The sequence below is a fragment of the Enterobacter cloacae complex sp. P2B genome, from assembly GCF_014895985.1.
GTDB lineage: Bacteria > Pseudomonadota > Gammaproteobacteria > Enterobacterales > Enterobacteriaceae > Enterobacter > Enterobacter bugandensis.
This window is the reverse complement of sequence record NZ_JADBQQ010000002.1, coordinates 241,505-255,505: the sequence shown is the minus strand read 5'-3', so window position 1 is coordinate 255,505 and position 14,001 is coordinate 241,505. Positions and strand designations below refer to the sequence as shown.

The following is a 14,001-nucleotide window of genomic DNA, read 5'->3' as shown; positions in this document are numbered from 1 at the left end:
TTTTCAAAGAAGTGTCAACTTAAGTAAGAGCCATCGATTTGTTGAAAAATAATTCTAATAAAAAACATAAATCAGACATTAAATGCTTTATTTTAATTACATATCAGCATATTCCACCAGTTAATGACAATGCGTTGGTTACATAACCCAAATCGTTGATTAAAACATAACATTAACACTGTGGTTAACATTCAGAACGGCTTAATGATATCCGCTTAATATAATTCCAATAATTAAACATCAACCTGGTTTACGATACTCCTTCCTTCTGCGTCAAAATGCTGTATTATGCGATTTATTGCGACATTTTGCAGGATTGCTGCCCATGCACAAAACCGCACGTCAACGCTATGTCCTTGATATTCTCAGTGAACAAGGTCAGGCCAGCATCACCGAGCTGGCAGAAAAGCTGCAGGTTTCGGCGGATACCGTTCGTCGGGATCTGACCGATCTGGAAAATCAGGGGCTTGCCCAGAAGAATCACGGCGGGGCTATTGCTCTGAATCTTTCGGCCATGAATCGTCAGGGCCGCAATACCCTGTTGCCGGAAACCAAGCAGCGCTTGGGGAAACAGGTTGCGCAGGCGGTTCCGCCGGGTTCCACCTTGTTTCTGGATGCCGGCAGTACGGTGATGGCCGTCGCTACTTTTCTGCAGGGACCTCACACCGTGATCACTACCTCGCTGGATATCGCCCAGCATTTTAGCGACCGGGAAGACATTGAGCTTATTCTGCTCGGTGGAAAATGGGACCCGAAGCAGCGCCTGTTTGCCGGCAGCGCCACGTTGTCCCTGCTGTCACGCTATCGGGCCGATATCGCCATTCTTGGGGCGTGCGCCCTTCATGCCGAACTCGGTTTGAGTGCCGGTAAAGAAGCGGATGCCGAGGTGAAACGCGCGATGCTCGCCGCAAGCCATGCGCACTGGATTGTTGCCGATCACCTGAAAGTTAACCGCTGCGAGCCGTATCTGGTCTCCGGGCTCACCGATATTCATCAACTCTTTTTAGATCGTCCCTGGCCTGAGCTTGGGGACCCTGGCGCATTACGGGTCACGGTGTGCGCGCAATAACGTGGAGAAGGTCATGAGTAAAGTTCAAACAATCAACATTGCGCTGATCGGGTATGGTTTTGTCGGTAAAACCTTCCATGCCCCGCTGGTCCAGTCCGTGGACGGGCTCAAGCTGGCGGTGGTCTCTTCCCGTGATGAAGAGAAAGTGAAGCGCGATCTTCCGGATGTGCTGGTGGTAGCCACGCCCGAAGAAGCCATTCAACATCCTGATGTCGACCTGGTGGTCATTGCCTCCCCTAACGCCACCCACGCGCCGCTGGCGACGCTGGCCCTGAACTCGGGAAAACACGTGGTCGTGGATAAGCCTTTCACTCTGGATTTGCAGGAAGCCCGGGACCTGATTGCCCTGGCGGATGAAAAGCAGCTTCTGCTCTCCGTTTTCCACAACCGCCGCTGGGACAGTGATTTCCTCGGCATTAAGCAGATTATTGAGCAAGGCACGGTTGGCAAGGTTAAACATCTGGAGTCGCATATTGACCGCTTCCGCCCGGAAGTGCGCGTGCGCTGGCGCGAGCAGAACGTCCCCGGCAGCGGTCTGTGGTTTGACCTGGGCCCTCACCTGATCGACCAGACGCTTCAGCTGTTTGGCCTGCCAGAGTCTGTTCAGGGAAATATTGCCACGCTGCGCGACGGCGCAGAGGTTAACGACTGGGCGCACGTGGTCCTCAATTACCCGGATCATAAGGTGGTTCTGCACGCCAGCATGCTGGTGGCTGGCGGTACGGCGCGCTTTACCGTTCACGGGGACAAAGGCAGCGTGGTGAAAGCCAGAATCGATCGCCAGGAAGCGCAGCTGCTGGCTGGCGTAATCCCCGGCAGCGACGCCTGGGGCGAAGACGACGACAGCATGGTGTTCTTCGGAGCTGATGGTGAACCCCAAACGATTGCCACGCCAAAGGGCGATCAGCGGCAGTACTACATCAACGTGCGGGATGCGATGCTCGGGAAGATCGCCAATCCCGTTCATCCTGTCGAGGCGTTAGCGGTCATGGCTGTTCTGGAAGCGGCGGTGAAATCGTCAGAGACGGGGTCAACGCAGACGCTGGCGTTAACTGATGAAGAGCGTGTTCTTGTGGGTTAAAAAACAAGCCGGGTGGCGCTGCGCCGCCCGGCACGAGTTTAAGACTACTGACGCTTATTCGGCATCATGCGCAAAAGAGTATTATCTTTCCAGAAATAGTGGTGCATCAGCGCCGCAAAGGCGTGCAGACCAATCACGAAATAGCCCAGATTTGCCAGCGTAACGTGCCACTCCTTCAGCACATCCACCAGGTCAAAATTCCCCTCCGCCGCGTGAGGCATCGCCAGACCAAAGGCGAACCAGTCGTTTCCACGGTTATACATCATTACAATGCCAATCAGCGGAAGCGCAATAAACAGCAGATAGACGATCAGATGCCCAAGGTGGGACATACCGGTAATCATCGCTTTGGGTTTAGGCTGAATGGGCGGTGCGGGAAACTTCAGGCGGATCAGCAATCTCGCCACCATCAGCACCAGAACCGAGATGCCGCAGGAGACGTGGATCATGTTAATAAGCGGTCGATCGGAACGCGGGAAAAAGCCTCTGAATTCCATCGCGCAGTAGGCGACAACGATTAACAAAAACACCAGCCAGTGAATCGTGATTTGAAGGCTTGTATATTTAGTGCGCATGGGATTTCCTGAAATAAACAGTCACCGCGCCAACATAATCTCCTTTCCTTAAAAATTCATTAACTTTTCTGTATGGTTTTTCAAATACTTCCCCTCGCATGAAGCATCTTCAATTGCTGCCCTGCCCGTGATGGTCTAAGCCTGGATGAGTTCAAACTGTCGTATCGACACGTTCACAGGAGAACACCATGAGTAAAATTGGCATTAACGGATTTGGACGCATTGGACGCCTTGTGCTGCGCCGCCTTCTTGAAACCCAGGACAGCAATACCGTCGTCGCCATCAACGACCTCACCTCCCCGAAAGTCCTGGCCTACCTGCTCAGGCATGATTCCAACTACGGTGGCTTCCCCTGGAGCGTGGACTTCACCGAGGATGCGCTGATTGTCGACGGTAAAACCATCGCGGTGTACGCCGAAAAGGAGGCAAAGCACATTCCGTGGAAAGCCGCGGGCGTGGATATCGTCGTGGAGTGCACCGGCTTTTATACCTCAGAAGAAAAATCGCGGGCGCACCTGGACGCCGGTGCGAAGAAAGTTCTGATTTCGGCGCCCGCGGGTGAGATGAAGACCATCGTCTATAGCGTGAATGACGATACCATTGACGCCAGTGATACCATTATTTCCGTCGCGTCCTGCACCACCAACTGCCTCGCCCCGCTGGCAAAAGCCCTGAACGACGCGTTTGAAATTAAAGTGGGCACCATGACCACCATTCATGCCTATACCGGCACCCAGGCGCTGGTGGATGGCCCGCGCGGGAAAGATCTGCGTGCCTCGCGGGCGGCGGCAGAAAATATTATTCCGCATACCACCGGTGCGGCGAAAGCCATCGGCCTGGTGATCCCCGCGCTCAGCGGCAAACTAAAGGGTCACGCCCAGCGCGTGCCGGTGAAAACCGGATCGGTAACCGAGCTGGTAGCGATTCTGGGTAAAAAGGTGACGGTCGAGGAGATCAACGCCGCGTTGAAAAAGGCGACCCAGGGGAATAAATCGTTCGGGTATACCGATGACGAGATTGTGTCGTCAGATGTGATTGGCTCGCACTATGGTTCGGTGTTTGACGCCACGCAGACGGAGGTGTCAGAAGCGGGAGACCTGCAGCTGGTGAAAGCCGTTGCCTGGTATGACAACGAGTATGGGTTTGTGACGCAGCTGGTGCGGACGCTGGATAAGTTTGCGGCGCTGTGATTCTCCCCTCACCCTAACCCTCTCCCCAATGGGGCGAGGGGATTAGATGATTTTACGCGCCACCTTCAGGACTGGGTCCTGTTGAAGCTGTCTCCATGCGGCGGTGACGGTTTCAGGGAATTCAACGTGGGCGATAAAATCCCGCCCGGCCGGGCCATAGCCGTTGGCGTCATCATACAGCCGCGGTAGTTCACCCAGAACCAGCGACAGATACCGGTCAACGGGCCACAGCCCGGCGTTGCCCCCTCTAAACTCCACGCCCTCTGTGCCGTTTTGCAGCACTGGCGTAAACCCGGGATGGCTGATCCACTGCAGTGATGCGGGTTCATCGCGGCACACGCGGGCAAACGTCGCCATCGTGCGGCGCTGCATCGTTGGGTCCTGTAGCACCAGCACGCGCCCGCTTGTCCGCTGACGCTCTTTCAGCATGTTCCAGCTAAAACGCGCGTTTTCACCGCAGTTGGTGGAACGATCTTCAACCCACAGGCGCGCCTCGGGGATCTGCCAGAACGCCCGCGCAACGTCGGCAAGAATGCTCGCTTCGGCCCGCCCTTCGACTTGTAAGGTGTGATAACGCGGATAATTTCCGATAGCTGAATATAAAAACGCGGTTGAATGACCAATACCTCCGCTAATCAGGAGCGGGATTTCTCGCTGCGCGGCAATACGGCAGGCTGCATCAATGGTCGGGATCACCGCGTTCCCTGCCAGAATTACCGCATCGACGTCCGGGTACAGGCGGCTGTCGCTCAGGTCATCCTGCGCCAGCCATTCACCGACAGTATTAATGGCCGCCAGTGTGGCATCCGGCAGGATGGGAAAATGGGTCTGTTCCATGATGAACTCCTTCTCGCTATCCCTGCAGGGTAGCGACTTCAGGTTCTCAACACAACGGCGACATCGGGCCGCTCTTTTTCCTTAAATTTCTTTCGTACATTTGATTAACATGCGCAAATCATATTCACTTGAATTATCATTTGCGGCAGACGTAGAATCGCTAGCCCGCTAATTATTCAATCATTTCTAAGGTAATGACGTTATGCGCCTGCCCGAACGCGACCCTTATGCTCCTCGCGAGTGGCAGCCCCATGAGAAACCCGCCCTGCTGGGTTCGCCTTCCACCCCCGAGCACAGTACCCCAAAACGCGTCGCCTATGGCGTCGTTGGGCTGCTGGTTTGCCTGACGGGGGCGCTGGGCAATGCGGTGGTCACCGCCAACCTGCAAAACCTGCAGGGGACCTTCGGGGCCTGGTCAACCGAAATCGCCTGGCTGCCCGCAGTCTATGTGATGACCAACATCTCCATTAACCTGCTGCTGGTCAAATTTCGTCAACAGTACGGCCTGCGCGCCTTTACGGAAGGTTTTCTGGTGCTGTACGTGCTGGTCACTTTTTTCCACCTGTTCGTTAACGACCTCAGTTCCGCGCTGATGGTACGCGCCGCGCACGGGATGGTGGCCGCCGCGCTCAGCTCACTGGGGATTTACTACCAAATCCAGGCCTGGCCTGCGAAGCATCGCCTGAAGGCGCTTACCATCGGGATCACCGGATCGTCGCTCGCTATTCCGCTGGCGCGTCTGTTTTCCACTGAGCTTCTCCAGCTGGACGAGTGGCGCGGGCTCTATTTCTTTGAACTGGGGCTGGCGCTGATCTCCCTGGCCTGCGTAATCGCCTTAAAACTGCCGCCGGGTGACCGACGCAAGGTCTTCGAGAAGAAAGACTTTGTCACCTTCTTTTTACTGGCTCCCGGAATGGCCCTGCTCTGCGCCGTGCTCTCTTTAGGCCGTCTTGACTGGTGGTTCGAGGCGCCGTGGATCGGCTGGTCGCTGGCGCTATCGCTGGTGCTGATTGTTTCCGCCATCGTGTTTGAACATAACCGCGCCAACCCGCTGCTGAACACCCGCTGGCTGTCGAGCGGCAGCATCGTTCGCCTGGGGCTGATTATGCTGCTGATCCGCATCGTGCTGGCGGAGCAAAATACCGGCGTCATCGGCTGGCTGCAGTACGTGGGGTTACAGAATGAGCAGATGACCCATCTGGCGTGGTCCATTTTCGCCGGGATCGTCTGCGGGATCGTCACCAGTTGCCTCACCATCAAGCCCACAAAGCTGGCGTGGCCGATTATCACCTCTCTGGCGCTGATGATTGTTGCCTCGCTGCTGGACAGCCAGTCCAATAACCTGACCCGCCCGGATCAGCTGATGGTCAGCCAGTTCCTGCTGGGCTTCGGCAGCGCCTTCTTCCTGGCGCCCGCCATGCTGGCCGCCATTGGCGGGGTAATTGCCGACCCGCGTAACCTGGTCAGCTTTTCGGTCATGTTTGGCATGAGCCAGAACCTCGGCGGCCTGCTGGGATCGGCGATTCTCGGCACCTTCCAGACCTGGCGCGAGAAATACCACTCCAGCCTGCTGGCGGATCAGCTCACCACGCTTAACCCGCTGGTCAACGAGCGGATTCAGCTTTATACCCAGATGTATAAAAGCCTGATTGGCGACAGTACGCTGCTGGGAACGCAGGCCATTACCCAGCTACAGACGGTGACTACCCTTGAGGCAAATATTCTGGCCTACAACGATACTTATCTGCTGACGGCAAGCATCGCTGCCGCCACGCTGGTCTGGATTTTATGGCGCTTGCTGCGCCTGCGCATTACTGCCCGTATGGCGCTGAAGAACGCCACCGGCAACAAATAATTGTAATATTTCTGGAGAGTTTATGAGTCAGCAGGATGCCGCCAAAGAGCAGGCCAACACCCGCAAAAATGTGCGCATTGTTTCCGTTTTCACCGCCGCTGCCATCGGTATTGTCGGCGTGCTGGTCATTCTTTACGCCTGGCAGCTGCCGCCGTTTACCCGCCACGCGCAGTTTACAGACAACGCCTACGTGCGCGGCCAGACGACGTTCATTAGCCCCCAGGTTAACGGCTATATCACCGAGGTGAAGGTTCAGGACTTTGTGCAGGTCAAAAAAGGCGATCTGCTGCTGCAGATCGATGACCGCATCTATCGTCAGCGCGTGCATCAGGCCGAGGCGCAGCTGGCGATGAAAATTGCCGCGCTGAATAACAACCTGCAGCAGCGGAAAAGCGCCGAAGCGACCATTGCCAAAAATGAAGCCGCGCTGAAAAATGCCCGCGCCCAGAGCCTGAAAACCCAGGCGGATTTAAAGCGCGTGAAGGATCTGACGGCGGATGGGTCGCTTTCCATACGCGAGCGCGATGCCGCGCTGGCCAGTGCGGCTCAGGGCAGCGCGGATATCGACCAGGCGAAAGCCACGCTTGAGATGTCGCGTCAGGATCTGCAGACGGTGATTGTGAACCGCGGCGCGCTGGAGGCAGATGTTGAAAACGCCAAAGCGGCGCTGGAGCTGGCGCAGATTGACCTGCAAAACACCCGCATTATCGCCCCGCGCGACGGCCAGCTCGGCCAGATTGCCGTGCGTCTCGGCGCGTACGTGACCGCCGGAACGCACCTCACTACGCTGGTACCGCCGCAGCACTGGGTGATTGCTAACATCAAAGAGACCCAGCTGGCGGAGCTGCGCGTCGGTCAGCCGGTGAAGTTTACCGTCGATGCCTTAAACAACAAAGCGTATCAGGGCCGCGTGGAGAGCATCTCTCCGGCGACCGGGGTTGAATTCAGCGCTATCACGCCGGACAACGCCACCGGCAACTTTGTCAAAATCGCCCAGCGTATTCCGGTGCGCATTGAGGTGCTCGGTAAGCCTGAAGAGTCCGCGCTGCTGCGTCCGGGTATGTCGGTCCAGGTGACGATCGATACGCGGGAGGCGAAGTGATGATCCTTCGCCCGATAGCCGCGCTGGTGGGGGCGCTCATGCTGGCCGGATGCCAGTCCGTCGACGTAAAACCGGCGCAGCCGACGCTTCACCCCCCTGCGCAGTGGAGAGCAGCCTCCGGCCCGGCCAGCCCGGCGGAGCAACTCTGGTGGCGCAACTTCCATGACAGCGACCTGAACCGCTACGTGGATCGGGCGCTTAAAAATAACAGCGATGTGCTGATTGCCCGCGAGCGGATAAACGAATATCAGGCGCGGGTCTTTGCCGCCGACGGCAGCCTGTTTCCTTCGCTCGACGCTGGCGTAACCGGGACGCGCGCCCGTTCGCAATCCGCCGCCACCGGGTTGCCGGTCTACAGCACGCTGTACAGAGGCAGCCTGACGGCGAGCTATGACGTTGATATCTGGGGCGTCAACCGCAGCACGGCCAATGCCGCCGAAGCCTCGCTGGAGGCGCAAAAAGCCGCCGCCGCAGCTGCGGATCTCACCGTCGCCTCGTCCGTTGCCTCCGGGTACGTCACCCTGCTCTCGCTTGATGAACAGCTGCGCGTGACCGAATCCACGCTGAAATCGCGCGAAGAGGCGTTTAATCTTGCCAAACGCCAGCTTGAGACGGGCTACAGTTCGCGCCTGGAGCTGATGCAGTCGGATTCCGAGCTTCGCTCAACGCGAGCGCAGGTGCCCGTGCTGCGGCATCAGATTGCGCAGCAGGAGAATGCCCTGAGCCTGCTGCTGGGAAGCAATCCCGGTGCGGTAGCGCGTAGCGAAAGCTTTGCGACGCTGACGCCGCTCACGCTGCCGTCACAGCTGCCCTCCACGCTCCTGAATCGTCGGCCGGATATCGTGCAGGCTGAGCGACAGCTGGTTGCGGCTGATGCCTCGCTTGCCGCGTCACGCGCCAGCCTGCTGCCGTCGATCAACCTGACCGCAACCGGATCGATCCAGGATCGCACCCTTTCCGGCCTGCTGGACAACCCGTTACAGCTCTGGAGCGCAGGCGGCAGTATTCTCGCCCCGCTGCTGAACCGCCAGGCGCTGAATGCGCAGGTGGATATCTCCCAGTCGCAGCGTAATCAGGCGCTGTACGCCTATGAGAAAACCGTGCGTAACGCGTTTGCCGAAGTGAACAACAGCCTTGATGCCATTACGCGCTATCAGGAACAGCTGACGGAGCTGCTTGCCCAGCAGGATGTGGCCCGGGAGACGCTGCGCATTGCGCAGAACCGCTATCGCAACGGTTATTCATCCTATCTTGACGTGCTGGACGCGCAGCGCACGCTGTACTCGGTCCAGACCAGCGTAGTGCAGGTAAAAAATAACCTGCTGCTGGCGCAGATTGATTTGTATAAAGCGCTGGGCGGAGGATGGGTCAGTGCCTGAAAACCTGCCCGGTGGCGCTTTGCTTACCGGACCTGCATTTCGCACCCGTAGGCCGGGTAAGGCGTAGCCGCCACCCGGCAATCCCTCTAAAGGAGTCAATCTATGCAACAACAATGGTCTGCAGTAGATAATTACATGATTTCTTCGCTTATCCCTGAGGATGAGGTTCTACAGAAGGTTCTTGAGAACAACAAACGCGCCGGGCTACCCGAACACGATGTTGCGGCCAATCAGGGACAGCTGCTGGCGCTGTTCGTGCGAATGACGCAGGCAAGACGCATTCTTGAGATCGGTACGCTGGGTGCCTATAGCTCTATCTGGATGGCGCGCGCCCTGCCGCCGGACGGAAAGCTGATTACGCTCGAGGCGGACCCAACGCATGCCGATGTTGCCCGCCAGAATATTCGCCTCGCGGGGCTGAACGATCGTATTGAATTAATAGAAGGCCCGGCGCTGAACTCGCTGGAGAATTTCGGTGACGTTCCGCCGTTCGACCTGATCTTTATTGATGCCGATAAGCCAAACAATCCCGGCTATCTGGAGTGGGCGCTGCACTATTCCCGTCCCGGCACGGTGATTATCGGCGATAACGTGGTCCGCGACGGCGAGGTCATTAACGGGCAAAGCGACGACGCGCGCGTGCTGGGCGTGCGGCGTTTTATCGAGATGACGGGGGATAACCCGCGCTTAACCGCCACCGCACTGCAAACGGTGGGGGTTAAGGGATGGGATGGGTTTACGCTGGCGATTGTGAATGGGTGAAAAAATGTGCGGGCTGATGCCCTCACCCCGACCCTCTCCCACAGGGAGAGGGAGAAAACCGGGCAAGGACGTTAAGCGGAATTCTGCTCCATCGCCTGCAATATACGTTTATCCGAAATCGGATACGGCGTACCGAGCTGCTGGGCAAAGAAGCTGACGCGCAGCTCCTCGATCATCCAGCGGATCTCCTGCACATCTTCATCGTCGCGGCGCGCCGGCGGCAGCTTGTTTAACCACTGCTGCCACGCCTGCTGCACGCTCTCCACTTTCAGCATCTGCGCGCGATCGCGGTGCGGATCGATCGCCATTTTCTCCAGACGTTTTTCAATCGCCTGCAGATAGCGCAGCGTATCGCCCAGACGCTTAAAGCCGTTGCCGGTGACAAAGCCGCGGTACACCAGCCCCGCCATCTGCGCCTTCACGTCCGACAGCCCCAGCGCCATGGTCATATCCACGCGCCCCTTCAGGCGCTTGTTGATGTTGAACACGGCGGTGAGGATCTGCTCGACCTGTTTGGCAATCTCCACCACGGTGTCGTTCAGCTCGGCGCGAACCTTGTCATGCAGCTTCGCAAAACCTTCTTCCGTCCAGACCGGGCCACCCGCCTCGTGGATCAGCTTGTCCACGCCGCAGGAGATGCAGTCGTCAATCAGATCCAGCACTTTGCCGTACGGGTTAAAGTAGAGCCCCAGCTTGGCTTTGTTCGGCAGCTTCTCGTGCAGATACTTGATCGGCGACGGGATGTTGAGCAGCAGCAGGCGGCGCAGCCCGCGCCACATCATCTGCTGCTGTTCCTGCGGGTTATCAAACAGTTTGATCGCCACGCTGTCACGTTCGTCCACCAGCGCCGGCCAGGCTTTGACCTTATAGTTGCCGCGCTTCTGCTCGTAGCTTTCCGGAAGCTGGCCAAAGCTCCAGATATGCAGCCCGCTCTGCTCGATGCCGTCGTCCGCCACCGCAGAAAGCGTCTCCTGAACTTTGCCTTTCAGCGCCTCTTTCAGCTCGCTGAGGGAACGCCCTTCCAGCAGCTTTTTGTTTTTATCATCCACCACGCGGAAGCTGATTTTCAGGTGATCGGGCACCTGATCCCAGTTCCAGTCTTCGCGGTCGATAGTGGTGCCGGTCATGCGGCGGAACTCACGCTCCAGCGCGTCCAGCAGCGGCAGTTCCAGCGGCGTGACGCGGCCCAGAAACGCTTCCGCATAGTTTGGTGCTGGCACAAAATTGCGCCGCACCGGTTTCGGCAGGGATTTGATCAGCGCAATCACCAGCTCGCGGCGCAGGCCGGGAATTTGCCACTCAAACCCGCTCTCGTCGACCTGGTTTAACAGCGGCAGCGGAATGTGGACGGTTACGCCGTCCGCGTCGGTGCCCGGTTCAAACTGGTAGGTCAGACGCAGCTTGAGGTTGCCCTGATGCCAGAAGTTCGGGTAGTCGAGCTTGCTGACCGACTCCGCCCCCTCTTTAATCAGCATGCTCTTTTCGAAGTTGAGCAGGTCCGGCGTCGCTTTGCTGGCCTTCTTCCACCAGCTGTCAAAGTGGCGGGCGGAGATAACATCATGGCTGATGCGCTGGTCGTAAAACTCAAACAGCGCCTCATCGTCCACCAGAATGTCGCGGCGTCGGGACTTGTGCTCAAGCTCTTCCACCTCGGCGCGCAGCTTCAGGTTTTCACGGAAGAACGCGTGGCGCGTCTGCCAGTCCCCCTCCACCAGCGCGTGGCGGATAAACAGCTCGCGGCTGAGCGCCGGATCGATCTGGCTGTAGTTGACCTTACGCGCGGCGACCACCGGCAGGCCGTAAACGGTCACTTTTTCGGTCGCCATCACCGCGCCCTGCGCGCGCTCCCAGTGCGGCTCGCTGTACGAGCGTTTCAGCAGGTGCTGAGCCACCGGCTCAACCCATTCCGGGTCGATGCGCGCGGCAATGCGCCCCCACAGGCGGCTGGTTTCCACAAGCTCGGCGACCATGGTCCACTTCGGCGGCTTCTTGAACAAGCCGGAACCCGGGAAGATGGAGAAACGCGCGTTACGCGCGCCGGTATATTCCTGCTTATCCGCATCCTTCATCCCGATATGGGACAGCAGGCCAGTCAGCAGCGCGATATGAATTTCGCGGTACTCCGCCGGTTCACTGTTCACCGGAATGCCCAGCTCTTTCACCACCTGGCGCAGCTGGGTGTAGATATCCTGCCATTCACGCACGCGCAGGTAGTTAAGGAAATCCACGCGGCACTGGCGGCGGAACTGGTTCGAGGAGAGCGCTTTCTGCTGCTCGCCGAGGTAGTTCCACAGGTTCACAAAGGCCAGGAAATCAGACTCTTTATCGTGGAAGCGACGGTGCTTTTCGTCCGACGCCTGCTGTTTGTCCATCGGACGCTCGCGAGGGTCCTGAATCGAGAGCGCCGAGGTGATGATCATCGCCTCGCGCACGCAACCGTGCTTTTGCGCTTCCAGCACCATGCGCGCCAGACGCGGGTCGACCGGCAGCTGACTGAGCTGGCGGCCCAGCGGCGTCAGCTTATAGATGCTCGCCTGCTCGTCGGTGGTAATCGCCCCGAGCTCTTCCAGCAGACGCACGCCGTCCTGAATGTTGCGCTTGTCCGGCGCTTCCACAAACGGAAACGCCGCGATGTCGCCCAGCCCCAGCGCGGTCATCTGCAGGATAACGGACGCCAGGTTGGTGCGCAGAATTTCCGGGTCGGTAAACTCCGGGCGCGACAGGAAATCGTCTTCGGAATAGAGACGAATACAGATCCCTTCCGACACGCGGCCGCAGCGGCCCTTACGCTGGTTAGCGGAAGCCTGGGAGACCGGCTCAATCGGCAGGCGCTGAACCTTGGTGCGGTAGCTGTAGCGGCTGATGCGCGCCGTGCCCGGGTCGATAACGTATTTAATCCCCGGTACGGTCAGCGAGGTCTCCGCCACGTTGGTCGCCAGCACGATGCGGCGTCCGCTGTGTGGCTGGAAGACGCGGTTCTGTTCGCTGTTGGACAAGCGCGCATACAGCGGCAGGATCTCGGTGTGGCGCAGGTCGCGCTTGCTGAGCGCATCGGCGGTATCGCGAATTTCGCGCTCGCCGCTCATGAAGATCAGGATGTCGCCCGCGCTCTCGTTGCCCAGCTCGTCAACAGCGTCGAAGATGGCCTGCAGCTGGTCGCGCTCGGTATCATCCGCCTCTTCCACAATCGGGCGATAGCGCACTTCCACCGGATAGGTGCGGCCCGACACTTCAATAATCGGCGCATTGTTGAAGTGTTTTGAGAAGCGCTCCGGGTCGATGGTCGCGGAGGTGATGATGATTTTCAGATCAGGGCGACGCGGCAGCAGCTCTTTAAGATAGCCAAGCAGGAAGTCGATGTTCAGGCTGCGCTCGTGCGCTTCATCGATGATGATGGTGTCGTACTGCATCAGCAGGCGGTCCTGCTGTATTTCCGCCAGCAGGATACCGTCCGTCATCAGCTTGACCATGGTGTTGTCGCTGACGTGGTCGCTGAATCGCACCTTGTAGCCGATGCAGCCGCCTGGCTCCGTCTGCAGCTCTTCGGCAATACGGTTCGCCACGGTGCGCGCCGCCAGACGACGCGGCTGGGTGTGGCCAATCAACCCCTTCACCCCGCGGCCCAGCTCCATACAGATTTTCGGCAGCTGGGTAGTTTTACCTGAACCGGTTTCCCCCGCGACAATCACCACCTGGTGATCGCGGACGGCCTCAAGGATGTCCTGTTTCTTCTGGCTGACGGGCAGGTTTTCCGGGTAGGTGATCGCCGGACGCGCGGCTTCGCGCAGCACAACCTTCCCTGCCGCCTGTTCAATCTCTTTGGCCATCTCCTGGTAAATGGCCTGTTGTGCATCAGGATTTTTAACCTTCTTCACGCCGTGCAGACGGCGGGCGAAGCGCTGTTTATCGCGCAGCGTCAGAGAATCGAGCTGTTGCAGGAGCATCGGGAAGGTGAATTTTTGTTGTTCTGTCATAGCGTTAACGGGCAGTGCTCTGCCGGATAAAATCTCTTTTTAATGATTGCTATAGAGTACCACATTGACGCTTTTAGCGCCTTATTCAAAAAATTCGAACATAGACTTCGATATATTGCGCTATCTCTGTGGCAGGATTGTGAATAAAGTGTCCACAAGCAACGGGGCACCCCCCTT

General features: G+C 58.0%; 10 protein-coding genes. 7 read left to right on the top strand and 3 right to left on the bottom strand.

Features of this window, described 5'->3' with window-relative positions:
* Positions 1 to 325: 325 nt before the first annotated feature.
* Both IM313_RS01925 and IM313_RS01920 read left to right on the top strand, forming a co-directional pair.
* Complete coding sequence (locus IM313_RS01925) at positions 326 to 1,069, top strand: DeoR/GlpR family DNA-binding transcription regulator (protein WP_028013082.1); 744 nt, start codon at positions 326 to 328, stop codon at positions 1,067 to 1,069.
* Positions 1,070 to 1,082: 13 nt separating this feature from the next.
* Positions 1,083 to 2,150 carry an oxidoreductase gene (locus IM313_RS01920; RefSeq protein WP_192971041.1) on the top strand — a complete coding sequence of 356 codons (1,068 nt, stop codon included), beginning with the start codon at positions 1,083 to 1,085 and terminating at the stop codon, positions 2,148 to 2,150.
* A 44-nt stretch (positions 2,151 to 2,194) separates the two neighbouring features.
* On the opposite strand, the gene cybB is transcribed toward IM313_RS01920, so the two are convergent.
* On the bottom strand, positions 2,195 to 2,725 hold the full coding sequence (gene cybB / locus IM313_RS01915) for a cytochrome b561 (RefSeq protein WP_032644876.1): 531 nt from the start codon (positions 2,723 to 2,725) through the stop codon (positions 2,195 to 2,197).
* Between the two features lie 188 nt (positions 2,726 to 2,913).
* Between cybB and gap the strand changes: the two genes are divergently transcribed.
* A complete protein-coding gene (gene gap, locus IM313_RS01910) occupies positions 2,914 to 3,915 on the top strand; it encodes a type I glyceraldehyde-3-phosphate dehydrogenase (RefSeq protein ID WP_028013079.1) in 1,002 nt (333 codons plus the stop codon).
* Positions 3,916 to 3,957: 42 nt separating this feature from the next.
* Here gap and IM313_RS01905 read toward each other — a convergent pair whose 3' ends face one another.
* Positions 3,958 to 4,752 carry a YdcF family protein gene (locus IM313_RS01905; protein ID WP_192971040.1) on the bottom strand — a complete coding sequence of 265 codons (795 nt, stop codon included), beginning with the start codon at positions 4,750 to 4,752 and terminating at the stop codon, positions 3,958 to 3,960.
* A gap of 202 nt (positions 4,753 to 4,954) precedes the next feature.
* On the opposite strand from IM313_RS01905, the gene IM313_RS01900 reads away from it, so the two are divergent.
* From IM313_RS01900 to IM313_RS01885, 4 genes are all read left to right on the top strand, one after another.
* A complete protein-coding gene (locus tag IM313_RS01900) occupies positions 4,955 to 6,607 on the top strand; it encodes an MFS transporter (RefSeq protein ID WP_048959898.1) in 1,653 nt (550 codons plus the stop codon).
* A 22-nt stretch (positions 6,608 to 6,629) separates the two neighbouring features.
* Positions 6,630 to 7,709: an HlyD family secretion protein gene (locus IM313_RS01895; RefSeq protein ID WP_028013076.1), complete on the top strand. Its 1,080-nt coding sequence runs from the start codon at positions 6,630 to 6,632 to the stop codon at positions 7,707 to 7,709.
* Entirely contained in the window at positions 7,709 to 9,088 is a 1,380-nt protein-coding gene (locus IM313_RS01890) for an efflux transporter outer membrane subunit (RefSeq protein ID WP_192971192.1), read from the top strand. Before IM313_RS01895 ends, IM313_RS01890 begins: the two co-directional genes overlap by 1 nt.
* Before the next feature lie 102 nt (positions 9,089 to 9,190).
* Positions 9,191 to 9,850, top strand: a complete 660-nt coding sequence (locus tag IM313_RS01885; RefSeq protein ID WP_047368505.1) for an O-methyltransferase — start codon at positions 9,191 to 9,193, stop codon at positions 9,848 to 9,850.
* 71 nt (positions 9,851 to 9,921) lie between these two features.
* Here the strand turns inward: IM313_RS01885 and hrpA are convergent, their stop codons facing one another.
* On the bottom strand, positions 9,922 to 13,824 hold the full coding sequence (hrpA, locus tag IM313_RS01880; RefSeq protein ID WP_192971039.1) for an ATP-dependent RNA helicase HrpA: 3,903 nt from the start codon (positions 13,822 to 13,824) through the stop codon (positions 9,922 to 9,924).
* Positions 13,825 to 14,001: the final 177 nt, after the last annotated feature.